Annotated in this window: 21 protein-coding genes and 1 tRNA gene; 10 read left to right on the top strand and 12 right to left on the bottom strand. The window is 65.9% G+C overall.

Going from position 1 to position 22,867, the window contains the following annotated elements; all coding sequences use genetic code 11:
• Nucleotides 1-788 (top strand): FecR family protein (locus N790_RS11710; protein WP_052385902.1); only part of this gene is annotated, 788 nt, incomplete at its 5' end.
• Between the two features lie 94 nt (nucleotides 789-882).
• Nucleotides 883-3,930, top strand: a complete 3,048-nt coding sequence (locus N790_RS11705; protein ID WP_043804361.1) for a TonB-dependent receptor — start codon at nucleotides 883-885, stop codon at nucleotides 3,928-3,930.
• A 79-nt stretch (nucleotides 3,931-4,009) separates the two neighbouring features.
• Here N790_RS11705 and N790_RS11700 read toward each other — a convergent pair whose 3' ends face one another.
• From N790_RS11700 to N790_RS11680, 5 genes are read right to left on the bottom strand one after another with little or no spacing between them, the layout of a single operon-like run.
• Nucleotides 4,010-4,567: a hypothetical protein gene (locus tag N790_RS11700; RefSeq protein ID WP_043804360.1), complete on the bottom strand. Its 558-nt coding sequence runs from the start codon at nucleotides 4,565-4,567 to the stop codon at nucleotides 4,010-4,012.
• Nucleotides 4,567-5,184 carry an SCO family protein gene (locus tag N790_RS11695; protein WP_052385901.1) on the bottom strand — a complete coding sequence of 206 codons (618 nt, stop codon included), beginning with the start codon at nucleotides 5,182-5,184 and terminating at the stop codon, nucleotides 4,567-4,569. The genes N790_RS11700 and N790_RS11695 overlap by 1 nt, the downstream gene beginning before the upstream one ends.
• The gene (locus N790_RS11690) at nucleotides 5,181-5,768 is read right to left on the bottom strand and encodes a c-type cytochrome (RefSeq protein WP_043804358.1); all 588 of its coding nucleotides are present in this window, start codon (nucleotides 5,766-5,768) and stop codon (nucleotides 5,181-5,183) included. The genes N790_RS11695 and N790_RS11690 overlap by 4 nt, the downstream gene beginning before the upstream one ends.
• Nucleotides 5,765-6,355 (bottom strand): cbb3-type cytochrome c oxidase subunit II, encoded by a 591-nt coding sequence (locus N790_RS11685; protein WP_043804357.1) that lies wholly within the window; start codon nucleotides 6,353-6,355, stop codon nucleotides 5,765-5,767. The genes N790_RS11690 and N790_RS11685 overlap by 4 nt, the downstream gene beginning before the upstream one ends.
• A gap of 2 nt (nucleotides 6,356-6,357) precedes the next feature.
• Nucleotides 6,358-7,926, bottom strand: a complete 1,569-nt coding sequence (locus tag N790_RS11680; RefSeq protein ID WP_043804355.1) for a cbb3-type cytochrome c oxidase subunit I — start codon at nucleotides 7,924-7,926, stop codon at nucleotides 6,358-6,360.
• A 112-nt stretch (nucleotides 7,927-8,038) separates the two neighbouring features.
• Between N790_RS11680 and N790_RS11675 the strand changes: the two genes are divergently transcribed.
• Nucleotides 8,039-8,509: an RrF2 family transcriptional regulator gene (locus tag N790_RS11675; protein WP_043804353.1), complete on the top strand. Its 471-nt coding sequence runs from the start codon at nucleotides 8,039-8,041 to the stop codon at nucleotides 8,507-8,509.
• 40 nt (nucleotides 8,510-8,549) lie between these two features.
• On the opposite strand, the gene N790_RS11670 is transcribed toward N790_RS11675, so the two are convergent.
• Complete coding sequence (locus N790_RS11670; protein ID WP_052385900.1) at nucleotides 8,550-11,645, bottom strand: DUF3427 domain-containing protein; 3,096 nt, start codon at nucleotides 11,643-11,645, stop codon at nucleotides 8,550-8,552.
• A 184-nt stretch (nucleotides 11,646-11,829) separates the two neighbouring features.
• Here N790_RS11670 and N790_RS11665 point away from each other — a divergent pair, with 184 nt between their 5' ends.
• Nucleotides 11,830-13,698 carry a DUF2075 domain-containing protein gene (locus N790_RS11665; protein ID WP_043804352.1) on the top strand — a complete coding sequence of 623 codons (1,869 nt, stop codon included), beginning with the start codon at nucleotides 11,830-11,832 and terminating at the stop codon, nucleotides 13,696-13,698.
• 149 nt (nucleotides 13,699-13,847) lie between these two features.
• On the opposite strand, the gene N790_RS15740 is transcribed toward N790_RS11665, so the two are convergent.
• Entirely contained in the window at nucleotides 13,848-14,051 is a 204-nt protein-coding gene (locus N790_RS15740; RefSeq protein ID WP_043804350.1) for a helix-turn-helix transcriptional regulator, read from the bottom strand.
• An 11-nt stretch (nucleotides 14,052-14,062) separates the two neighbouring features.
• Nucleotides 14,063-14,458: a hypothetical protein gene (locus N790_RS11655; RefSeq protein WP_043804348.1), complete on the bottom strand. Its 396-nt coding sequence runs from the start codon at nucleotides 14,456-14,458 to the stop codon at nucleotides 14,063-14,065.
• A 920-nt stretch (nucleotides 14,459-15,378) separates the two neighbouring features.
• On the opposite strand from N790_RS11655, the gene N790_RS16125 reads away from it, so the two are divergent.
• Together N790_RS16125 and N790_RS16120 are read left to right on the top strand one after the other, a co-directional pair.
• On the top strand, nucleotides 15,379-16,080 hold the full coding sequence (locus N790_RS16125; protein WP_156970061.1) for a hypothetical protein: 702 nt from the start codon (nucleotides 15,379-15,381) through the stop codon (nucleotides 16,078-16,080).
• 132 nt (nucleotides 16,081-16,212) lie between these two features.
• The gene (locus tag N790_RS16120; protein ID WP_156970060.1) at nucleotides 16,213-16,770 is read left to right on the top strand and encodes a hypothetical protein; all 558 of its coding nucleotides are present in this window, start codon (nucleotides 16,213-16,215) and stop codon (nucleotides 16,768-16,770) included.
• 87 nt (nucleotides 16,771-16,857) lie between these two features.
• Here N790_RS16120 and N790_RS16115 read toward each other — a convergent pair whose 3' ends face one another.
• From N790_RS16115 to N790_RS11645, 3 genes are all read right to left on the bottom strand, one after another.
• Nucleotides 16,858-17,652: a hypothetical protein gene (locus N790_RS16115; RefSeq protein ID WP_156970059.1), complete on the bottom strand. Its 795-nt coding sequence runs from the start codon at nucleotides 17,650-17,652 to the stop codon at nucleotides 16,858-16,860.
• Nucleotides 17,653-17,753: 101 nt separating this feature from the next.
• Nucleotides 17,754-19,007 carry a tyrosine-type recombinase/integrase gene (locus tag N790_RS11650; RefSeq protein ID WP_043804346.1) on the bottom strand — a complete coding sequence of 418 codons (1,254 nt, stop codon included), beginning with the start codon at nucleotides 19,005-19,007 and terminating at the stop codon, nucleotides 17,754-17,756.
• 162 nt (nucleotides 19,008-19,169) lie between these two features.
• A tRNA-Met gene (locus tag N790_RS11645) sits at nucleotides 19,170-19,246 on the bottom strand.
• Between the two features lie 143 nt (nucleotides 19,247-19,389).
• Here N790_RS11645 and N790_RS11640 point away from each other — a divergent pair.
• The 4 genes from N790_RS11640 to N790_RS11625 all read left to right on the top strand — a co-directional run bounded on the left by N790_RS11640 (nucleotide 19,390) and on the right by N790_RS11625 (nucleotide 22,356).
• Nucleotides 19,390-19,950 (top strand): RNA pyrophosphohydrolase, encoded by a 561-nt coding sequence (locus N790_RS11640; RefSeq protein ID WP_084062882.1) that lies wholly within the window; start codon nucleotides 19,390-19,392, stop codon nucleotides 19,948-19,950.
• Nucleotides 19,951-20,009: 59 nt separating this feature from the next.
• Nucleotides 20,010-20,210 (top strand): (2Fe-2S)-binding protein, encoded by a 201-nt coding sequence (locus N790_RS11635; protein ID WP_043804345.1) that lies wholly within the window; start codon nucleotides 20,010-20,012, stop codon nucleotides 20,208-20,210.
• A gap of 78 nt (nucleotides 20,211-20,288) precedes the next feature.
• Entirely contained in the window at nucleotides 20,289-20,759 is a 471-nt protein-coding gene (bfr, locus tag N790_RS11630) for a bacterioferritin (RefSeq protein WP_043804343.1), read from the top strand.
• Nucleotides 20,760-20,973: 214 nt separating this feature from the next.
• On the top strand, nucleotides 20,974-22,356 hold the full coding sequence (locus N790_RS11625; protein ID WP_043804342.1) for a S8 family peptidase: 1,383 nt from the start codon (nucleotides 20,974-20,976) through the stop codon (nucleotides 22,354-22,356).
• Nucleotides 22,357-22,433: 77 nt separating this feature from the next.
• Here the strand turns inward: N790_RS11625 and N790_RS11620 are convergent.
• Nucleotides 22,434-22,867 (bottom strand): Hpt domain-containing protein (locus N790_RS11620; protein ID WP_211251992.1); only part of this gene is annotated, 434 nt, incomplete at its 5' end.

The following is a 22,867-nucleotide window of genomic DNA, read 5'->3' as shown; positions in this document are numbered from 1 at the left end:
GCCCGCGCCCGCGCCACGCCGCCGCCGCGAAGCCCGCGTATGCCTGGCTGCGGCGCCTGGCCGGCATCGCCGCCGCGCTGGTGCTGGCCGTGCTCGCGGGCAGCGCCTGGTGGCAAAGCGGCATCGAAACCGCCGACTACCGCACCGCCCTGGGCAAGCTCGACACCGTGCCGCTGTCCGACGGTTCGCGCGCCACGCTGGGCAGCGACAGCCGCATCCACGTGCGCCTGGACCGCGGCCAGCGCCGGGTGGAGCTGGCGCAGGGCGAGGGCTATTTCGAAGTGGCCAAGGACCGCGCCCGCCCCTTCGTGGTGGCCGTGGGCGAACACCGGGTGGTGGCCGTGGGTACCGCGTTTTCCGTGCGCCGCCAGGGCGACGAGGTGCGCGTGGTGGTGACCGAAGGCACCGTGCGCCTGGCCGACGCCGGCGACCCCGACGCGCCCGGCACCCTGCTGACCGCCGGCAGCGTGGCCAGCACCGGCGGCGACGGTGTGCTGGTGCGCCGGCAGACGCTGGAGGAAGTGGCGCGGCTGGTGGACTGGCGCAGCGGCTACCTGGCGTTCCAGGACACGTCGCTGGCCGCCGCGGCCGAAGAGTTCAACCGCTACAACGCGCGCCGCCTGCTCGTGGGCGACGAAGCCGCCGGTGCCCTGCGGGTGGGCGGCAGCTTCCGCTGGGACAACGTGGACACCTTCGTTTCGCTACTGGAGGCCGGTTTCCCCGTGTGCGCCGAGCGCCGCGACGAGGCCGTGGTGCTGCATTCGGCCGGGGCCGCCGCCTGCCGCTGAGCCGCGGCCTCCCCCGGGGATGGGGGGAATCGCGCGTCCGTTCGTCGTGATGGCCAAGGGCGCCACGACGTGCGCCTACCAGGGGAGGGTTGCCATGAAGTTACCGTTTCGACGCCTGTTGCTGAGCCTGGCCTGTTCCGCGGCGCTGTCCGCGCAGGCGCAGGAACCGGCGCGCCCGATCGACATCCCGGCCGGCAGCCTCGCCGGCGCGCTCGATTCGCTGTCGCGCCAGTCCGGCACCCAGGTCGTATACCCGGCCGACCAGCTGCGCGGCGTGGACACCGGCGGCGCGCAGGGCAACCTGACGCCCGACCAGGCACTGGACAAGCTGCTCGCGGGCAGCGGCTTCGTGGCCCGGCGTGGGGACGCCGGCGCCGTGGTGATCGTGCGCGCCGCGGTGGCGAACCCGCCGCCTGCGCCCGCGCCGGTCCCCGCGCCTGCACCGGCGGCGCCCGCCGAGCCCGTGGCCGAAGAACCCGCCACACTGGAAACCCTGCAGGTCACCGGTTCGCGCATTCCGCGTTCGCAGATCGAAGGCCCGGCGCCCATCACCGTGGTCACCGCCGCCGACATCCAGGCCGGCGGCTTCACCTCGGTGCCCGACGTGCTGCAGTCGCTCACCCAGAACGGCGGCGAAACCCAGAGCCAGCAGTCGGCCGGTGGCGCCGACTTCTCGCCCGGTGCCCAGCAGGTGGACCTGCGCGCGCTCGGCCCCAACCACACCCTGGTGCTGGTGAACGGCCGGCGCATCGCCGACTTCCCGCTGCCCTTCGGCGGCCGCAGCAACTTCACCGACATCTCCAGCCTGCCGCTGGGCATGATCGACCGCATCGAAGTGCTCACCGGCAGCGCCTCGGCCATCTACGGTTCCGACGCCATTTCCGGCGTGGTGAACCTGATCCTGAAGAAGCAGGCCGACGGCACCACCATTGACTACCGCTACGGCCAGACCGAAGCCGGCGACGCCGTGTCCCACCGGCTCAACCTCTCCGGCGGCTTCAGCAAGGGCGGCTTCGACCTGGTGGCCGGCCTGGAATACCTGGAACAGGACCCGCTGTGGGGCTACCAGCGCAGCCAGCAGGATTCGAGCTACGACGCGCCCAACCCCTCGCGCTACGGCTACCCGCCGCGCAACTTCCTGATCACCGACTGGTGGGACGACTACATCGACCCGGGCGAGGAAACCTGCGACGCGCTGTCGAACCTCAACGAAGGCACGATGCACTACGCCTACCGGCGCAACTACGGCTACTACTGCGGCTCCGACCGCGCCGTGGCCTACCGCACCATGCTGAGCGAACGCAGCGGCGTGAACCTGTTCGCCACCCTGGGCTACGACCTGGCCAACGGCATGCGCTGGTTCGCCGACGTGCAGGCCGGCCGGCATGAAGTTTCGCTGTTCCGCGCCCCGCGCAGCTGGGCGCTGATGACGCCCGACGGCACCGAGTGGGACTACTTCTACAACCAGGACACGGAGCAGCTGGAGTACTGGCAGCGCCAGTTCACCGTGGAGGAAATGGGCGGGCTGCGCACCGGCATGGTGAACACCGTGCAGAAGACCTTTGGCCTGACCACCGGCTTCACCGGCACCTTCGGCGAGAACTGGGACTACGAGGCGGCGCTGAGCCATTCGCAGTACCGGGCCGAGATCAGCTGGCCGCAGATCGTGGCCTCGCGCGCCAACGACCTGTTCCTGGGCCCGCTGCTGGGCTACGACGAAGACGGCTACCCGATTTACGACGCGCCCTACGAGCGTATGTACACGCCGCTGACCCGCGCCGAGTACGACGCCATCTTCGCCCGCACCACCTACCACCCGGAGTCGGAAACCCAGACGCTGTCGTTCACGCTCACCAACGCGGCGCTGTTCGCGATGGCGGGCGGCGACGCCGGCTTCGCGGCCACGGCCGAGTTCGGCCACCAGTCCTACGACCTCAAGCCCGACCCGCTGGCCACGCAGTACTACTACTACAGCTGGAAGGACTCCGATGGCTCCGGCAGCCGCAACCGCTGGGCCCTGGCCGGCGAACTGCGCATGCCCGTGCTGGACACCCTGAACGTGAGCGTGGCCGGCCGCTTCGACCAGTACCGCTTCGCCGGCCGCGAGCCGAACAAGCCCACCTGGAGCACGGGCGTGGAATGGCGCCCGCTGGAGAGCCTGCTGGTGCGTGGCTCCTACGGCACTGCCTTCCGCGCGCCGGACCTGCACTACGTGTTCACCGGCCCGGGCAACGACGAAACCTCGGTGGTGGACTTCTACCGCTGCGACACCCAGGAGCCGGACGAGAGCTACGACGACTGCAGCTACGGCGACGAGGGCATCATCCGCAGCCGCGTGGGCAACCGCGACCTCAAGCCCGAGACCAGCGATTCCTGGACCACCGGCCTGGTGTGGTCGCCGACCGACTGGCTGGACTTCTCGGTGGACTACTTCAGCATCGACATGAGCAACCAGGTGCAGGACCTGCGCGCGAACGAGGTGATGCGCTGGGAGCGTGACTGCCGCCTGGGCATCAACGGCGCGGATCCCGGCTCGGCCACCTGCGTGGACATGCTGGCGCGCGTCACCCGCACCAATACCGGCGCCATCTACGGCGTGCACGTGAACCCCATCAACATCGCCAACGAAAGCACCGACGGCGTGGACTTCAGCACGCACGTGCGCATGGAGACGGGGTTCGGAACCTTCCGCCTGGCCGGCAACTACACCTGGGTGCGCACGCACGAGATCCAGGAGTACCCGGACGAGGCGGTGGTGGACATGTTCGCCGTGAACAGCGGTTACGACATCCCGCGCAGCAAGGCCAGCCTGCGGCTTTCCTGGGAGCGCGAGGGCTGGAGCGCCGCCATCCAGGGCCGCCGCCTGGGCAGCCTGCCCAACGGCTGGTCCTACGACGAGGTGTGGGAGGAGGGCGACCCGGGCCCGAAGATCGGCGCGACCTACCGCTACAACGCCACCTTCGGCTACGCCTTCACCGACCACTCGCGCATCACGCTGTCGGTGGTGAACCTGTTCGACAAGCAGCCGCCCGCCGACCCGACCTACACCTCGTACCCGTACTACGACATTTCGTGGTTCGACACGCAGGGCAGGAGCTTCTTCCTGCAGTACACGCACAAGTTCGGGGGCGAGGCCCTGTAAGGCGGTTGCCGGTTTGGATGTGGAAAGGCCCGCCAATCGGCGGGCCTTTACTTTTGGCGCGACGGCCGCCGGCGAAACGTCAGGCTTCGTTCCTGCGCAGGTAGTCCCACCCCCAGAGCAGCGGGAGAAGCACGGCCGCGGCAATCAGGCCGTAGCCGGTGGTGGCCTGGTCGCCCAGCAGGTAGGCGTTGCACAACCGCTGCGGTGCTTCGACGTAGAGCAGCCCCACCGTGGCCGTCATCCAGGCCCAGTTGCCGATGAAAAACAGCTGGATGACCGGGCGGGATGCAGCCCACGACCCGCGCAGCGCCGCTCCGGCCAGCAGCAGGACGCTGAACTTGGCGGCGTCGATCCAGGGCGTGGCCACCGCTGCATCGAGGGCGCGCGGCAGCATCCAGAACGCCAAGGCCAGGCTGGCCAGCACCCAGCCGCTTACGCCATGCGCGTTGAAGGACTGCAGGGTCTGGCGAAAGCGTGCGGGCAATACGGCCGACAGCCAGTGCCCGGCCAGCACCAGCAAGGGAATCTGCACCAGCATGTGCAGGGCCATGCTGCCTTCGAGTACGCCCCGGGCGTGAGGCGTCGCGGCCACCGCGACCACGGCCAGCCCGGCCAACCCCTGCGCGCGCGAAGGCATCAGTTCGCCTCCAGCGCATCGGCCAGCGCCGACGGCCAGCGGCCCAGGTCGTGGATGCCGCGCAGGCGGCCCTGCGCATCCACGACGTGGATGGCGGCGTTGTGCACGAAGTCGCCGCGGCCGTCCGGCACCACCACGATGCCGAACGCAGCCAGCAGGCGCGCGCGCTGCGCCACGTCGGGCACGGTGGAGGCCTGCCAGAGCGCGGGGTCGGCGCGCAGCCGGGCCTGGTGGCGGGCCAGGGTGGCAGCGTCGTCGCGGTCGGGGTCGAAGCTCAGGCTCAGCAGGCGCACGCGGTCGCCAAGCCCGCGCCGCTGTATTTCGCGCTGCAGCTGCTGGTAGTCGGTGCCGAGCGCCGTGCATAGGCTTTCGCACTGCGTGTAGATGAAATCCACCAATACCACGCGGCCATCGTCGCGGATGGCGGCCGTCAGTTCGCGGCCATCGGCCAGGCGGGCCGAGGGAAGCGCGAGCGGCTGGCGGCTCACGGAAAGGCGGCGCGCCGATTCGCTGGTGAGGACGCGGAAGCCCGACGTGGCCGTCCAGAACGCCGCCAGCGCCGCGACGGCGATGACCGCCAGCGCGGCCAGCGTCCGGCCCGGCCCGGCGGGATTCACGGCGCCTGTGCCGCGAGTTCGGCGCCCCCGTTCCAGGGCGCGGTGCGGTCGGCGGTGCGGGTGCGCGCGGCGGTGGCCGCCGTGGCGGACACGGCCGGCGCGGCATTGCCCCAGCTCGAACGCAGGTGGCTGGCCAGCGCCGCGATTTCTTCGTCGCTGAAGCGTTCGCCGAACGCGGGCATCGAACCCTGGTAGGCCTGGCCCGCGACTTCGATCTGGCCCGAGACGCCATGCAACATGATTTGCAGCAGGGTGTCTTCGTCGCCCAGCACCCATTCCGAGCCGGCGAGCGGCGGGAACACGCCCGGCAGGCCGGCGCCGGTGGCCTGGTGGCAGGCCACGCAGTGGGTGGCGTAGAGCGCGCCGCCATCCACCGCCGTTGCATCGGAAGCGGCGGCCGGCGCGGCGGCCAGGGCCGTGCGCTGGTCGCCCAGGCTGGCATCGGCGTCGGGCCGCGCGGCCATCAGGTAACCCGCCGCCCAGCCCAGCATCAGCGACACCAGGGCGATCACTGCCACCGGCACGGGGTTGCGCGCCTCGCTGGGCTCGGGGTTTTCACGGCGTTGCTGCGGGCTGGGGCTCATGGCGTTTCCTCGGGCAGGGGCACCGGGTAGGTGTGGTCAAGCGATTGCAGGTAGGCGACCAGGTCACGCACTTCAGGCTTCGCCACCACCACGCCGTCCGGCGGGCCAAGCCCGGGCGGCAGCGTGACGACGCGGTCGCCGGGCGCGGCCTTCGCCTTGGTTTCGAACAGGAAGGGGTAGGGCGGCATGGTGCTGCCCGGCACGTAGGCGCGCGGCTGGTACAGGTGGCCCAGGTGCCAGTCCTCGCTGGGCTGGCGCGCGCCGATGTTGAACAGGTCGGGGCCGGTGCGCATGGTGCCCAGCAGGTGCGGGCGGTCGTGCGTGTAGTCGGCGGCCACGGAGGCGCGACCCCAGCCGCGCGCGGCGTCGGGCGCCTGCGACGGGTCGCGCGGCTGCTGCGAATGGCAATACACGCAGCCATGCGCGATGTACTGCTGGCGGCCGCGCAGCTGCGCTTCGGTGTAGGGCTCCAGGCCGGGCGGCGGCGGCAGCGGCTTGAGCTGCAGGTAGGGCAGCACGACGAGCGAGGCGGTGGCAACGGCCAGCGTCACCATCGCGCCGGCGATGAGTTTGGCGGGGCTTTCCATGGTCAGGCGGTCCGGGGGGTCGGGTAGAGGTCGACGGCGCCCTCGCGGCGCGGCCCGAGGCCCAGCACCATGGCGCCGACGTGCAGCGCGAACAGCGCGTGGCCCAGCGTCATGATGGCGCCGCCGACGGTGCGGCCCTGCAGCCACGGCAGCGTGAGCTGCACCGATTCGATGAAGGGCCGGCTGGCGTCGAGCATGGCCAGGCCCTGCAGCCAGCCGCCGATGGTGAGCGCGGTGAAGTAGACCGCGAAGCCGCCCATCACCAGCCAGAAGTGCGCCGCCACCAGCCGCGGCCAGGGCCATTCGCGCCCCACCACGCGCGGCAGCGCGAAGTAGATGGCGCCGAACATCACCATGGTCACGAAGCCGTACAGGCCCAGGTGCGCGTGCGCCACCGTGAAGTGCGTGAAGTGGGTGACAGTGTTGACGCTGCGCAGGGCCTCGAGCGAGCCCTGCACCGAGCTGAGCGTGTACATCATGCCGCCCAGCACCATGAAGCGCAGCGTGGGCGAGTGGTTGAGCACCGCGAAGTGCCCGCGCATGGTCTGGTGCTGGTTGACGGTGAACGCCAGCACCGGCACCACCATCATCATGCTCTGCACGATCGAGAGCGTGACCAGCCACTCGGGCACCGGCCCGCCGATGAGGTGGTGGCCGCCGACTTGGCCGTAGAAAAAGGCCAGGCACCAGAAGCCCACCAGGGAGAGGTTGTAGGACTGGACCGGCCGCCCGATGACCTTGGGCAGGAAGTAGTAGACCGCCGCCAGCGAGAGCGGCGTGTAGAACAGCCCGAGCACGTTGTGCCCGAACCACCAGTTCATGGTGGCGGCCTCGACGCCGAAGTGCAGGCCCGGCCACTTCGCCACCACGTACAGCACCGGGAACCAGAACAGCGCCGCGCCGATGTACCAGACCGACACGTACAGGTGTTCGACCCGGCGGTTGCGCAGCGTCAGCAGCAGCGGGATGGCGATGAGCGCGCCGGCGAGCGCGAAGACCAGGCCGATTTGCCAGGGGATTTCCAGCCATTCCATGCCGTCGGAAATGCCGAGCGCGACGCAGGCCAGGCCGGCGATGAGCGCCAGGTTCCACAGCACGGCGCCGACCATGGCGTAGCGCGCGCCCACCAGTTCGGTGCGCAGCAGGCGGGGCAGCATCCACAGGGCGATGCCCAGCGCCGCCATGGGCGTCCAGCCGTAGGCCACGGCATTGAGGTGCAGCGTGCGGATGCGGCCGAAGCTGAGCCAGGCCGAGGTGGCGGCCCAGTCGGGCGCATGCAGCTTGATGGAGCTGGTGAGCCCGGCCCACGACGCCACCAGCAGCCAGGCCACCGCGCAGACCAGCATCAGGCGCACCGGGGCGGCGGTGGAGCGGTCGGCCGCCCAGCGGATGTCTTCGGCCCGGGGAGGCAGTTCGCCCGTGTCGCGCCGGCCGATTTCACCCGGCTCGAAGATGACCCTGGCGGCCTCCGGGTCGGGGTCGGCCAGCCCCTTGCGGAGCGACCAGATGAAAACCAGCAGGGCCGTGACGGCCAGCAGGAAGGAGGAAAGCAGCAGGGTGGCAGTATTCATCGGGCGCCCGGCAGGCGCCGGGGGGCTTAAAGATGCAGGAGGCGTGCATCTTAAAACCACCTCCCGCCGTAAAGCAATATCCAGAATGCATCTTTTGCGCTAGGCTCCGCCCATGAAGCTCACCGACTACACCGACTACACGCTCCGGGTCCTGATCTACCTGGGCCTGCACCCGAACGAGCTGGTGACGATCCAGCAGGTGGCCGACGGCTACCGCATTTCGAAGAACCACCTGATGAAGATCGTGAACCAGCTGGCCCAGTCGGGCGTGGTGGCGGCCACGCGCGGCCGCAACGGCGGCGTGCGCCTGGCGGTGCCGGCGAACGATATAAACATCGGCGCCATCGTGCGCGCCACCGAGGCCGACTTCCGCATCGTCGAGTGCTTCGACCAGGTGAACAACCAGTGCGTGCTTTCGCCTGCCTGCCGGCTGCGTGCGGCGATGCACGAGGCGCTGGAAGCGTTCTTCCGCGTGCTGGACGGGCTGACGCTGGCGGATGTGATTGCCAATGCGGGGCAGATACGGGCGTTGGTGGTGGAGCAGCCGTTAGGGGCGCGGCCGGGGCGGCGCAAGGGGGGCTGAGTGTTGGTGCACGGTAGGAATTGAAAGGCCGGATCCCGGCTCAGGAAACCGCGGCCGCAAACTGCGCGAACATGTCGCCAGACAGCGGCTCCTCAAGCTCCCAATGGATCGCCATCGGGCGCTCGCCCTCGTGGGATAGGTACCTTCCCGGGCCCAGGAACCAGAATGCTCGGTCGTCGGCAGTGGCTCTCGCGAACATCAGGACCGAGCTTCCGAGCTCGACATGGTGCTGGTATCGGCGCCCGGTTTCGCTGTCTTCCCGGGTGGTCGACTGGCTTTCCCAGTGGATGATGCGCGGGCTGATGGCGTAGTCGCGGTAGCGCGTCGTCGGCGAGAACTGGCTCCCGGACTTGTCCAGCGTGAAGGCGAAGACGTCTGCCTTCTCCTCCTGGAACCACCTGATGCCCTCGCGCCATGCAGAAAGGGCAATCGAGTCCCCCGGGCCGAGCGCGGCAAGGATCTCGCGTCGCGTGTAACGCGCGTGCAGAACCAGCGGAATATCGGGTTTGTCCCGCAAGGCAGGCTGGACATGGTCGATGCGCTCCATCAGCACATCGAGTAATTCCCCAACCTCCGCCACTATCTGCGGGTGCTCCCTCAAAACCTTGGCGGCGGCGTCTAGGGATTGGTCATCCATCGGCACCTTCTCAAGGAGCGTGGCGAGTAGCATCAGGATCAATCGGCGCTCCCTCAGGGGCGCCGGGCTGGTTGGTGCGGCGGCGTCGCTCGAGAGCCAGTTCTTCCAGGTCTCGATCCGCACTGGATCGTCCACGTGCAGAAGACGGCCTATTCCGCGTCGGATCACGGCCTCATGGGGGCCATCAGGAAGGGTCGCCAAGCCTCCTGCGGCCTGGAGGTCGGACCAGCTGTGATTGCCCGAGTAGATCTCCTCCAGGGGAAGTCCGGATTCCTCCAGGAACCTTGAAAGTGTCGGTCGATCAAACTCCTCGGCAACACGGCGGAGCTCGGATGCGCGCGCCGGGAACGTGGCCGGAAGGCTCTCCCTGAGATTGCGGAGCACCTCTTGGGTAGCCACCGAATCGAGCTGCATGTGGCAGCCGCTGGGTAGGAACGGGAAGCCCTGTTCCACCTGGCGTGAAAGGCTGGAGCGGCCGCCGCCCAGCAAGGCACCCAGGCGGCGATGGAACTGGAATTCCTTCCGATGCCGGCCGACAAAATCGAGGACCGTGCAGACCGACTTCCCTACGTGCCGCCTGAGGCCGCGGCCCAGCTGCTGGAGGAACAGGGTCGGGCTGTCCGTGGGGCGGAGCAAGAAGAGTGCGTCCACGGTCGGGATGTCGACGCCCTCATTGAACAGATCGACGGTGAATACGACCCTCAGTTCACCAGTCGCAAGATCCCTCAGGGCCGTTTCCCGGACATCCGCCGGCGTCTCGCCAGTCACGGCGATCGAAGGAATCCCTGCCGTGCTGAAGTGCTTGGCCATGAACTGCGCATGTTTCACAGAGACGCAGAAGCCGATGGCGCGCATGGAGGATGGGTCGGGTACGGTGCCCATGACCTGCCTGATAACGAGTCGTGCGAGCGCGTCGTCGGCCGTCAGGACGTTCTCGAGTTCGTTGACATCGTAGCCGCGGCCACGTCGCCAACTCAGCCTGGACAGGTCCGTTCCGTCGCTGATTCCGTAATAGGCAAAGGGACTGAGGCGTTGTTGCTCAATCGCATCCCAAAGCCTGAGCTCGGCCGCTATCCTGCCGTTGAACCAGTGGAGGATTGGTTCACTGTCGCCGCGCTCCGGCGTGGCCGTCAGGCCAAGCAACTGCCTCGGCGCCAGGTGTTCAAGCAAAGCCCTGTAACTATCGGCGGCGGCGTGGTGGAACTCATCGATGATGACCACGTCGAAATGGTCGGGCTCCAGTGAGCCGAGGCCGGTGGCGGAAATGGACTGGATCGAGGCGAATACATGCTCGAACTGCCGGGGGCGTTGCCCGCCAACCCACAGTTCGCCAAAGGCTGGGTCGCGCAGGGCGTGCCGGAAGGTCGCCAGGCTCTGGTCGAGGATCTCCTTCCGGTGGGCAACGAAGAGAAGCCGGGACCGGGACATCTGAGACCGCAGGCGCTGGTAGTCGAGGGCTGCCATGACCGTCTTGCCCGTGCCCGTGGCCGAGACAAGGAGGTTCCGGTGCTGGCCGCGTATCCGGGCCAGCGCGATCAACTCCAGCAGCCTGGACTGGAATGGCTCAGGTCGTATCTCGATGGGGCTCAGGAATATCCGTGGCCCCCTGTCGGTTTCGCTCCTGGACAACTCCTGGAACTCAGTGGGATCGAACGGCCTGAAATCGTCCTGGGACCAGTAGCTCTCGAAGACGGCCGAGAACTTGTCGATCACATCCGGGTTTCGCGCCCCGGCGACCCGGACATTCCACTCCAAGCCAGTCACTTGCGCTTGATGGGTCAGATTGGACGAGCCAATGAATGCCGTCGAGTATCCGGAGGCACGATGGAACAGCCAGGCTTTTGCATGTAGCCGCGTGCCGCTGGTGTCATAGGAGACCCGCACCTCGGCGCCAAGGTCCTTCAGCGCCTGGAGCGCTGAGAGCTCGGTGGACCCGGTGTACGTCGTGGTCAGAAGCCTGAGGCGCTTTCCCTGCTCGACGTGGCGGCGCATCAAGTCGAGAAGCGGACGAATGCCCGTCTGGCGGACGAATGCCATCAGGATGTCGATCCGGTCAGCCGAGGGGAATTCCGTTCGTAGCTGGTGGCCGACTCGTGGCTCGCCTGGAGCATTGGTGAGAAGCGTTGTGTCGAGCAGGGGCGTTGCGGGTAGTGGCAGGTCTGCCGGCGTGCCGTCAGGCAGGCGGCCCAAGAGTGCCCGGAGCACCAACGCTGGCTCGACGGGGCGGTCACCCGCATCAACCCCGAGGCCCGGGTGGCTTTCGAGGAGTGCGATCACCTCGCGCGCCAGCGCTGCGCCGACGGAGGCTCGCTTCTTGGCATCAAGGGCGCTGATGGCCTGTCGCAGGAGGCGTCCCAGGTGGAGCGAGATGCGGTCGGCGGCTTCGTCTGCGTGTATGGGCCCGGATTCAATTACCAGCTTCTCGCCGACCGAGCGGAGGCGTTCGGAGAGAGCGTGCGTCAGGAGCTGTTCGTATAGCCCGGGATGCAGCTCCGTCACGGCATGTTTCCCCAAGATTCGCCTACGGGGAACCAGGATGCTCGGTTGTCCAACCTGCTGTCCAGGCTGGGGCAGTGCGTGGAACTGCGACTTTTTCTCCCGGTTCGCTTCAGCCCTCGCGACGGGCACTGCCACGGGGTTACGGTGTGCGCTGGCCATGGGGGATGGCGGGGCACGACAGCGGATGATCATCTACAGCGGCACCCGTGCCAGCTTCCTGAAGGACGCCGACGGGTTCATCGAGGACCGGGTGGCCGATGCCTACCTGAAGGCCACCGGCCACTATGCGCCGGACGCCGAGTTCCGCTCGTGGAAGGCCTCGCTGGTGGAAATGGCCAAGGTGCTGCGCGACCCGGCCCTGCCCGACGAGATGGGCGTGGGCATCGAGTACCAGATCCCGCAGAGCTCAAAGCGCATCGACCTGCTGCTGACCGGGCATGACCTGGACGACACGCCGCACCTGGTGGTGGTCGAGCTCAAGCAGTGGTCGGACTGCAGGGTGAGCGAGAAGGACGGCATTGTCATAGCCAACCGCGGTGGCGGCGCCGAGCGCGAGGGCACGCATCCCTGCTACCAGGCCTGGTCCTACGCCGAGGCCCTGCAGGGCTTCAACGAGGCCGTGTACGAGGGCGACATCCGCCTGCGTCCCTGCGCCTACCTGCACAACTACCGGCGCGACGGTAAGATCGACGACGCACGCTACTCGGATTACCTGGCGCGCGCCCCGCTTTTCCTGCACGGGTTGGAGGAGCAGGAGAAGCTGCGCGCCTTCATCCGCCGGCACATCCATCGCGGTGACCGGGCCGAGCTGCTGTACCGGATCGAACACGGCCGCATCCGCCCGTCGAAGCAGCTGGCCGATGCCGTGGCCGGCATGCTGGCAGGCAACCGCGAGTTCGTGCTGCTGGACGAGCAGAAGGTGGCCTACGAAACGGCCCTGACGCTGGCGGAGCAGTCCGTGGCCGGGCCCAAGCAGGTGCTGCTGGTGGAGGGCGGGCCGGGAACCGGCAAATCGGTGGTGGCGATCAACCTGGTGTCCGAGCTGACGCGGCGCCGGAAGCTGGCCAAATACGTGTCCAAGAACGCGGCGCCGCGCGCGGTTTACAAGCAGAAGCTGCGCGGGCATCGACCCTTGATCGTCATTGATGGATTGTTTGGGAGTTCCGGCTCCTTCTTCGAGGTTACGCCGGATTCCTACGACGTTCTGGTGGTCGACGAGGCACACCGGCTGAACGTGAAATCCGGTCTCTACGGCAACCTCGGCGAGCACCAGGTCAAGGAGCTGATGCAGGCGGCGCGCTGCTCGGTTTTCTTCGTGGACGACGCACAGGTGGTGACGCTGGCCGACATCGGCGAGTCCGGCGAGATCGTTGAATGGGCGAACAGGCTGGGCATCGGGCTGACGCGCCTGGACCTGCCCTCGCAGTTCCGCTGTGGCGGCTCCGACGCCTACCTGGCCTGGCTGGACCACACGCTCGGCATCCGCGAAACCGCCAATCCGACGCTCGAGCCGGGTGAATTCCAGTTTGACGTGGTCGACACCGCTACGGAGCTGCACGAACGCATCATCGGGCTCAACGCCACGGCCAACCGCGCCCGCGTGGTGGCAGGCTACTGCTGGGACTGGAAGAGCAAGAAGGACCCGAGGGCCTGGGACATCGAAATCCCCGAGCAGGGCTATCGACGGCAGTGGAACCTCGATCGCGACGGCAGCCTCTGGATCATGGCGAAGGAGTCGGTGCAGGAGGTCGGCTGCATCCACACCTGCCAGGGGCTGGAGGTCGACCACGTCGGCGTGATCCTCGGCCCGGACTTGGTTGTGCGCGACGGGTGCTTCGTTACGCGGCCCGAGTGCCGTTCGAAGATGGACCGATCTATCCGGGGCTGGAAGAAGCTGGTGAAGGAACAGCCCGGGGCAATGGCCCGCGTCGACCGCATCATCCGCAACACTTACCGAACGCTGATGACGCGGGGCATGAAGGGCTGCCTGGTGACGTCCACGGATGCGGAGACTCGGGAGTTCCTGCGTCAAAGCGCCAAGAGTGGTCGCTGAACGGTGCCGACTTTCGGGCACAAAAAAACCCGCCAGGATGCGGGTTTAGTGATGGTGGCTATGGGTGCTCCCGAAAAAGGCCCGGGAGGCCGCAAAACGCGCGGGCCTCCCGGGTAGGGGTGCTCAAAGTTGCCCCCAGAGTTGCCCCCTCAGGATGGGCGGTGCTGGCGTGCAGCGAGTGCCTCAGCCACCCACTGGTCTACCTCAGAAGCGACCCATGCCGTGGTGCGCGGCCCAAGCTTGACCGGCGTCGGAAAGGAGCCGGCCCTTGCCCGTGCCCAGATAGAAGACTTGCTGAGGCCCGTTCGGGCAACGACCTCAGGGAGTCGGATCAGGATCGTCGGCTTCGTCATGGATGCGGGGCTCACTCGGCGGACTCCCAGTCAGAGTCAAGGTCAGTGAGGATGGGGAGCGTCGAGCAGTCCTTGTGGGCCTTGCCGCCCTTGCCGATCAGAAGGTTGTCGCACCGGAGGTCCAGGGGGTCACCGTTGAGGTAGTGAACTTGCTGCTTGTATGCAGCGCCGGCAATCAGGCGGGCTACCACGCGTCCGTCCCGCCCTGGGAGGGACAGCTTCACGTAGGTCCGGCCATGGCCGTTGGAGTTGAGTTGCCAGTTCAGGGAGATTCCGGTTTCCTCAAGCTCCGCCAGCTTGTAGGCGTACAGGATGGCGAAACGATCACAGTTGGCGAGCGGCACGAGGGCGCAGCGGTTTCCACGGTCGTCGATGAAGTAGGAAATGGTTCGATTGGTCTTGCTCATGGTGGGTCCAGTTAATTGCCCACGCAGCAGCGCAGCGCGAGGCACGAGGCTTCGCACTGGGCAGGCTGATGGGGGAGGGGTTGCGCTGTCGCGGAATCGCGTAGCGGAAGGGTTTCTTCTCTAGCGGGACAATTACGGCCGAGGCTGCATTTCGTCCCGCTCGACGGTCCTAAATTCCACTACGGAAGCATTCGCGGACGGGTCCGGCTTCTGCTGTCCGAAAGGGGATTTATTTCCACTACCGGGACATACAGCTGGAGCCCGCCCCCTAGGCTCATGCTGCCCGAGCTGGGTCGAGCAGCCAGAAGCGCGTCAATCGCGCCATAGGCCCAGTTAGCGTCTGCCCCGCACCCCAGGTTGCAGGTCGACGGCCAGAGCGGCTCTCGTCGCGCCTGGTTGCGTTCTACGGATGCTCCGACCCCGTGCTGTCTCCTATGCCCTGTGTGACGGAGGAGGGGCTGTTCCCGTCGAACGACTGACCACGAAGGAACAAACGGGCGTGGGTCGTTGCCTGCGCTTGTGGGCTCAACAAGCCACCTGTGAGCCATCCCGAAGGGATGGCGAACAGGAAGAGCACGAAGTGCTCTAACTGAACCTAGATACTCACTTGAAGAGGACTCTACTGGGTAGCTGTCAGTTATATCCCTCAGTGGAACCAGCAGTTCACTGTTGGTAAACCAATTGTTCCCCCGTTCCCCCCTGCGGGGACACGATCCACAGCCTCAATACGGGGACACGCTTGCGATCTCTCTGGCCCGCTGTATGAATGGTCGCCCAGGGGATCGGCTCGAAAGAGCCGGGGGTAGGGGGGGGTGAGTAGAATCCTCGATCTATTAGATGCCCATCTGGAAATGTGCGGCTAAAAGATTTCCGGCAGTGATCCGCCACTCGAGACGAGGGGCGTAACCTGAGGATTCGACGTGACCGACCAACAAAGCGACGAAGAAGTCTTCCCCCGTCCCATTTATGACGAGGGCGGGAATTACACAATTCGGAAGGGTGCCAAGTATCGGGTTGATGATCGCCGGATTCGAGAGCTGGCTGAAATTGATTACGCCAGACGTGATATTGAGGCGGCTCACGAAATGGTTGCGGCGTGCGCTGAAGACGAAATCGAACTGCTCCACGAAAGGGCGCTATGGGTTGCAGCAGTTGTTATGTATGGGAAGCCATTCAAGGCTAACTATGCTCGAACTGAATTCAACGCAAGAGCCTTTATCACGCAAAAGCTGGCCGGTCGTGCGCTCGAGCTGCACGAGGTGCTCATGCGCTACCGCGACTGGATGTTCGCCCACGATGATGGATTGGGAGAATCTAAGGCCTTGGAAATATACCTTCCCCATGTCCCGCCCAGAAGCAGTCTCGAGGTAGGGCTGTGGCGTGCTGGAGGGAGGGTGATCTCGCTTGGGCAGGATATTGCGCGAGAGCTTGAGCCTCACTTTGCTATGGTGCGCGGGCTCTTCTTTGAGCATGAAAAGAAGCGCCGGAATGAGATTGCCGAAGAGCTAATTCGCACGCGGTTTGCCGGCATGAACGTTTTGGGGGTGTCAGTGCAGGAGTCGCTTGATGTGAATATTGAGACTGTCCTGGCAATGGCGTCCGCACCCCGGTCCGAGAGGTAGGGAGGCCTGCGCCTGTGTGGGTCTTAGTTCTACAGGTGGGTGGCCTGAAAACACCGACGCCATCGAAGGGAGGGCTTTGTGATGCCGCACAGAATTAATTTGGACTCGATTCACCAGAATCTATTCCTATTGATGCATCTCGCATACGGGGCCAAGCCTTTTGCTCAAGACCAAAGCGTAGAGAGCGATGATGAGGACGACGGTCCGATAAACAGGGGTTACTACGAGGGCTGGCTCAGGTACACGCTTAGCGAGAAATTAATTGAAGTCTCAATAAAAACGCGCGTCGTTATGGACATGATCGTCCACGAGAAAAAGCGGTGGGAAGCTGACGGAGAAGTATATCCAGTAGATCCGGAGAGACTCGACCAAGAGATAAGCGAAAAGCACCCAATTGCTTCGGCTTCTTCCGGAGTTCGGATTACGGTCCGTGAGTGCTGTAACAAGATTATCCACGCATCCGAGATCGCGCCGATCTACGAGGTCGCCGATGAAGAACACAACGGAGATGAGGAGGCTGGATTAAAGCGCCAATGGTCGTATTGGACTGGAGGGCTTGATCTAACGGGCACCCATCAGGGTGCTGAGTGGCACTATCAGATCGAGGTCGCGGAATTCTGTTCCGCTCTCGTGGAGTTATTGTCTGATCTTGAAGATCAAGTCGATTGGAATGCTATCGACAAGGACTAGCGACTGCTTAGCCATGCATCGCGCATTGCTTGGGCTGAGTTGCCTCGGAGGTGGTGCTTGCCTACGCCCTTCATTGCGGTCTATCCATTAAGCCTTATGGAGCAATTCTCGAAGCTCTTCGAATCGGTCAGCTTGATGTGGGACGTCGAAGAAGTGTTCATTCCACCTACTCATGGTCTCGTAGAATCCAACATCTACGGCAATCTGGGGAATTTCTTCGAGTTCGAAGTGGCGGCCAAGAACAAACGCGCCCTCCATGGCTACCCATACTAGTTCTTCAATAACAGCAAACAAGAGTGCTTCTCTGAAGAATGGCCCCCATTGGGCTAGGCCGTTCTCGTCTCTAGTTAGTGCAATGCCAGCAAAGGTAGGGTGCGCTCCCAGACTGCTCAGCATCTTGTAGCGCTTCATGCGGCGGAGGGATCCGTCTGCGTCTCGATTGTCGAGAGCCTCTCGGATCGAGACTGCCTTGAACTCTTGGCGCAGTGCTTTTCGGCTCTCGCCATTAGATGCGCTTGGGTCATTCGAGGTGAATGACCTCCATTCCGCTATGCGTTCTGGCCTAAGGTGAAAGTAGTCCACGAGAAGCGTTGTCTCGAAGGCGTCTCGGAGGAGCATCACGCCAGGTTGGCAGTATCCTCCGAGGGCTAAACGGAGACAGCCGAGTAGATCATTCGTAACTCTGATTCCCAGTAGCTGGATCGTTAGGTCGTCATCATTCTTGGCCGGAGCCTTCCCGACCAATACATTCAACAGGTCGAGAGATCGTTCTACCATTCCAATGTGAAGCCCGTGGTCTGGGCTCGACTCAATCGCCTTAACTGCCTCCGCCTGAATCGCCTGCTCCTGCCAACGAAGGCGATGGAAGTTGTCAGGAAACATCTCCAGGCTCCATCTGGGTTGATGGTCAGGGCCCGAGTAGCTGCTCGACTCGGGAGCTGACGAGTTGTCCGCCCCTGACTCAGGGGAGGGTCATCTGTGGGCTATGCGACCCGTCGTTTGATCGGGGTGATCTTGCCAGTTGGTCCGGCTTTGAGAGCATCGAGGTAGTCGGCCCAGGCCTGCATCATCTGCTTCCGCTCGGAAATTAGCTGGGACTTGTTGTAAACGCCCTCCACGCCGGCCACCTTATGGGACAGTTGGCGCTCCACGACCTCCGGCCGATACCCAAGCTCGTTTAGCATGGTTGAAGCCATGTGCCGGAACCCATGGCCTACAAGTTCTCCCTTGAATCCGATTCTGGCAATGGCCGCGTTGATCGTGCCATCGGACATATGCCGCTTCGGATCACGAGCGCCCGGGAACAGGTACCTGCCTCGGCCGGTCAGCTGCTGTAGTTCACGAAGGATCGCCAGGGCCTGCGTGGCCAGCGGGATCAAGTGGGGCTGGGTATTTGGATTCTCTTTTTCGTTCTTTCGGAGTTTCCGGATTGCTGGCGGGACGCGATAGACCGGATCACTGCCGTCTAGGTCGAAGTGAGCCCACTCAGCCATGCGAATCTCGCCTGGGCGACAGAACCACAGTGGTGCCAGCTTGAGCGCACACGCGACGGGGAACGTTCCCGTGAAGCCGTCAATGGCGCGAAGCAGTTCCCCAACGCGAGTCGGATCGGTGATGGTAGCGAAGTGCCTGTTCTTGTTTCGGGCCGGGAGGACGGCTCTCAGGTCTCCGGCTGGGTCTCGCTCCGCCCGCTCAGTTGCCACGGCAAACTGAAAGACCCGGCTCAGCTGGTAACGCAGTCGGTGGGCCTGCTCCAGGTGCCCCGCCTTTGCCGGTCGTTCAATCAGGGGGCGGATATCGCGTACGCCGAGGCTGCCAACAGGTTCCCTGCCAATAAATGGGAACGCGTGCTTCTCCAGGCGGGCCTGTTCCTTCGCATGCTGTTTTTCGGTCCACTCGTGGCGCTTCACGGCCAGCCATTCGCGGGCCACGACCTCAAAGCTGTTGGCTACCCGTTCGACGTTCGCCGCCTTTTCGGCCTTCCGATGGGCGCTGGGGTCGATCCCTTGGGCAACCAGCTTGCGGGCCTGGGCATGCCGGTCCCTTGCATCGGCAAGTGAGGTGTCGGGATAGGTGCCGAGACTCAGCCGCTTTTCCCTGCCAGCCAGCCGGTACTTGTAGCGCCACCACTTGCCGCCGCTGGGGGCAATTTCCAGATACAGGCCGCCGCTGTCGGACAGCTTGAAGGGCTTGGCTCGGGGCTTCGCGGCGCGAATTGCAGCGTCGGTGAGCGGCATTGGGGGCAACTATTCTGGAGCTGGGGAAGTTGCCCCATAAGTTGCCCCCAGTTGCCCCCGGATTTCAATGCTCAGGCTGGACAACCCAGCTCTGGGGACACGAAAAAATCCACGCCATGACGCGCTTGTGGGGGTCGGGTGGGATTTCGCTGGAGACGTTCATGGTGGCTATGGGTGGACTCGAACCACCGACCCCAGCATTATGAGTGCTGTGCTCTAACCGGCTGAGCTACATAGCCATGGGGCAACGCGGCCTGTCCGTTGCAGACAGGGCCGCGAATTTTGGGCCCTGGCGGCCCCCCCTGTCAAATGCCGGGCCCGTGCTTGTGGGGCATTCCGGGGCTGTGGCAGTCTGGCCGCAGTAGATTTTTGGAGTCCGATCGTGGTCGATCCGGACGGTTATCGCCCCAACGTGGGCATCGTGCTCATGCACGGCGACGGTCGCCTGTTCTGGGCCCGGCGGGTCAACCGCGACGGTTGGCAGTTCCCGCAGGGCGGCATGAACACCGACGAGACGCCGCTCGAGGCGATGTTCCGCGAACTCCGCGAGGAAACCGGCCTGCTGCCCGAGCACGTGGAAGTGCTGGGCTCCACGCCGGGCTGGCTGCGCTACCGCCTGCCGCGCCGCTGCATCCGCCGGGGCAACCGGCCGGTGTGCATTGGCCAGAAGCAGGTGTGGTTCCTGCTGCGCCTCACCGGGCGCGAGCAGGACGTGCGCCTGGACCTCACCGAAAAGCCCGAGTTCGACAGCTGGCGCTGGGTGGACTTCTGGTACCCGGCCGAGCACGTGGTCAGCTTCAAGCGCGAGGTCTACGTGCGGGCCCTGGAGCACCTGGCCCCCCGGGCCCGGGCCGTGGCCGGCGAGCAGGCCGTGCCGCCGGCGGGCGAGGGCCTGCGCGCCCTGCTGCCCGCCCCACCCCCGAAGGCCCGCTCCGGGCGGTAGTTGACAATCATTCGCATCTGAGGCGTAATGCGAACCGTTCCCATCCAGGACGGTCCGCCATGTACGTCTGCCTTTGCCACGGGGTTACCGACCACGACATCCGCCGGGCGGCCGAAGCCGGCTGCGGTTCGCTGGCCGAGCTGACCATGCGCACGGGGCTGGGCAGTGGCTGCGGCAGCTGCGGCGAGCTGGCCTCCGAGATCCTGGGCGAAGCCCGGGCCACCGAGCTCCCCCTGGCCGTGTTCGCCGCCGCGGCGTGATGAAAGTGAGTGGCGTTTCGGCCACGGCCCGCGCATCGGGGTAGGCTGGGCGCCCAACCCACGGAAGCGGAGGCGCCCATGAAAGGCGACGCCAAGGTCATCGAGCACCTCAACAAGGCGCTCTACAACGAACTCATCGCCATCAACCAGTATTTCCTGCACGCCCGCATGTTCCAGAACTGGGGCCTGAAGGAGCTGGGCGAGCACGAGTACAAGGAATCGATCGACGAGATGAAGCACGCCGATCGCCTGGTCGAGCGCATCCTGTTCCTCGACGGCCTGCCCAACCTGCAGAACCTCGGCAAGCTCTTCATCGGCCAGACGCCGAAGGAAGCGCTGGAGTGCGACCTCAAGCTCGAGAACCAGGCCGTGCCCGACCTGCGCGCCGGCATCGCCCACTGCGAACAGGTGGCCGACTACACCAGCCGCCAGCTGCTGGCCGACATCCTGGCCTCCGAGGAAGAGCACATCGACTGGCTGGAAACCCAGCTGGCGCTGATCCAGCGCATCGGCGAGCAGAACTACCTGCAGACCAAGGTCGGCAGCTGAGCCGGCCCGCCCGAAACTGAACGAAGGCCTGTCCGCGGTTTGGGCAGGCCTTTGTTTTTAATGCCCTTTTTAGCGCAAATCTCGTTCAGCTTTGTGTAACGGTTTCCGCTGAAACTGTGTGCTGCATCGCAAAATGACAATTTCTGCACACACCCCCTAAGTTCCGATACCCGGCCCCGTATTGGGTCCGGCACTTACGGGGAGTTCCTTGCACATGAAGTCCGTCTTCCGCACCACCCTGCTGGCTGCGGCCACCCTGGCCGCGCTCGGTACCGCCTCCACCGCCTTCGCCGGCGGCCGTCCCGACCTCGTCGCCCGCGGCATCGCCCAGGGCAAGCCGTTCCAGGCCGACCAGGTCATCGTCCAGTTCCGCGCCGATGCCACCGCCGCCGACAAGGCCCGCGTGATGGGCCGCGTCAACGGCAACCGCGCCGACGTGCTGTCCCGCGGCCGTGGCCGCAGCGGCGACGTCGAGCTGCTCAACGCGCGCGGCCACGCCGACATCGTCGACCTGCTGGCGGAGCTCTACGCCGACGAGGCCGTCGAATTCGCCGAGCCGAACTGGATCGTGCAGCACGCCGCCACCTCGAACGACACCTATTACACCAACGGTTCGCTGTGGGGCGTCTACGGCAACGCCAGCTCGCCGGCCAACCAGTACGGCAGCCAGGCCGCCGAAGTGTGGGCCTCGGGCGGCACCAGCTGCTCCAACGTCGTGATCGGCATCATCGACGAAGGCTACATGTACAACCACGCCGACCTGGCCCCGAACGCGTTCAAGAACCCGGGCGAAATCGCCGGCAACGGCATCGACGACGACGGCAACGGCTACGCCGACGACGTGTACGGCTGGGACTTCGACGGCAACAACAGCTCGGTGTTCGACGGCACCGCCGACGACCACGGCACCCACGTGGCCGGCACCATCGGCGCGGTCGGTGGCAACGGCACCGGCGTGGCCGGCATGTGCTGGTCGGTGAAGCTGATGGGCGCCAAGTTCCTGGGCAGCCGCGGCGGCACCACCGCCAACGCCATCAAGGCGGTGGACTACTTCACCGACATGAAGCAGCGCCATGGCCTGAACCTGGTCGCCACCAACAACTCCTGGGGCGGCGGCGGCTTCTCGCAGGCGCTGAAGGACGCCATCGACCGCGCCGACGCGGCCGGCATCCTGTTCATCGCCGCGGCCGGCAACAGCGGCACCAACAACGACGCCACGGCTTCCTACCCGAGCGGCTACGCCAGCAACAACGTCATCGCCGTCGCGGCGCTGACCAACACCGGCGCGCTGGCCAGCTACTCGCAGTACGGCGCCACCACGGTGGACATCGCGGCTCCGGGCTCGGGCATCTGGTCCACGGTTCCGGTGGCCAGCGGCAAGGGCAAGAACGCCACCGTCGGCTCCGGCTACGCCAGCTACAACGGCACCTCCATGGCCACCCCGCACGTCACCGGCGCCGCCGCGATGTACGCGGCCCGCCACCCGGGTGCCACCGCGGCGCAGATCAAGGCGGCCATCCTCAACAACGCCGCCCCGACCCCGTCGGTGCAGGGCAAGGTGGCCACCAACGGCCGCCTGAACGTCGAGTCCTTCTGACGTAACGCCCCGCTGCAGAAACGAAGGGCCCGGCAGCGATGCCGGGCCCTTTTTTCGCCCCGGGGAAACCGCGGGCCTCAGCCGCGCAGCAATCCGTGCAGCGCCTGCGAGGCGCGGCGGTATTCGGAATCGAGCACCGCCACCGCCACCGCCGGGCGCGGCAGAACGCCCTGGCGCGCGCCCAGCTCGATGCGCTTGGCGGCGGCCGAGAGGGCCATGGCGCCCAGGTTGGCGCTGGCCGACTTCAGCGTGTGCGCCGGCGACACCATGGCGGCCATGTCGTTGGCAGTGGCCGCGGCTTCCAGCGCCTGCACGTGCCGGGGCGCGTCTTCCAGGAACAGGCGCACCAGGCTCAGGTACTCGTTGCCCATCACTGCGCGCAGTTCGTCCACCACTTCGGTGGCCAGCACCGGCGGCGGGGCCGGCGCGGGCTCGGGGCGGTGTTCGATGGAGACCGGCGCCGGCGCGCTGGCGGCGGCGGGCATGGGCGCGGGCATCGGGCGCGCAGGCG

It is taken from the genome of Arenimonas malthae CC-JY-1 (genome assembly GCF_000747075.1).
GTDB classification, from domain to species: domain Bacteria; phylum Pseudomonadota; class Gammaproteobacteria; order Xanthomonadales; family Xanthomonadaceae; genus Arenimonas; species Arenimonas malthae.
This window is presented reverse-complemented; position numbering and strand designations above follow the sequence as displayed.

Excerpts from the sequence above, each read along its gene's own strand:
- N790_RS11680 (WP_043804355.1), bottom strand. The coding sequence starts at position 7,926 with ATGAATACTGCCACCCTGCTGCTTTCCTCCTTCCTGCTGGCCGTCACG.
- bfr (WP_043804343.1), top strand. The coding sequence starts at position 20,289 with ATGAAAGGCGACGCCAAGGTCATCGAGCACCTCAACAAGGCGCTCTAC.
- N790_RS11635 (WP_043804345.1), top strand. The coding sequence starts at position 20,010 with ATGTACGTCTGCCTTTGCCACGGGGTTACCGACCACGACATCCGCCGG.
- N790_RS11685 (WP_043804357.1), bottom strand. The coding sequence starts at position 6,355 with ATGGAAAGCCCCGCCAAACTCATCGCCGGCGCGATGGTGACGCTGGCC.
- N790_RS11665 (WP_043804352.1), top strand. The coding sequence starts at position 11,830 with ATGATCATCTACAGCGGCACCCGTGCCAGCTTCCTGAAGGACGCCGAC.
- N790_RS16115 (WP_156970059.1), bottom strand. The coding sequence starts at position 17,652 with ATGTTTCCTGACAACTTCCATCGCCTTCGTTGGCAGGAGCAGGCGATT.
- N790_RS11690 (WP_043804358.1), bottom strand. The coding sequence starts at position 5,768 with ATGAGCCCCAGCCCGCAGCAACGCCGTGAAAACCCCGAGCCCAGCGAG.
- N790_RS16120 (WP_156970060.1), top strand. The coding sequence starts at position 16,213 with ATGCATCTCGCATACGGGGCCAAGCCTTTTGCTCAAGACCAAAGCGTA.
- N790_RS11675 (WP_043804353.1), top strand. The coding sequence starts at position 8,039 with ATGAAGCTCACCGACTACACCGACTACACGCTCCGGGTCCTGATCTAC.
- N790_RS11655 (WP_043804348.1), bottom strand. The coding sequence starts at position 14,458 with ATGAGCAAGACCAATCGAACCATTTCCTACTTCATCGACGACCGTGGA.
- N790_RS11700 (WP_043804360.1), bottom strand. The coding sequence starts at position 4,567 with ATGCCTTCGCGCGCGCAGGGGTTGGCCGGGCTGGCCGTGGTCGCGGTG.
- N790_RS11705 (WP_043804361.1), top strand. The coding sequence starts at position 883 with ATGAAGTTACCGTTTCGACGCCTGTTGCTGAGCCTGGCCTGTTCCGCG.
- N790_RS11625 (WP_043804342.1), top strand. The coding sequence starts at position 20,974 with ATGAAGTCCGTCTTCCGCACCACCCTGCTGGCTGCGGCCACCCTGGCC.
- N790_RS11650 (WP_043804346.1), bottom strand. The coding sequence starts at position 19,007 with ATGCCGCTCACCGACGCTGCAATTCGCGCCGCGAAGCCCCGAGCCAAG.
- N790_RS15740 (WP_043804350.1), bottom strand. The coding sequence starts at position 14,051 with ATGACGAAGCCGACGATCCTGATCCGACTCCCTGAGGTCGTTGCCCGA.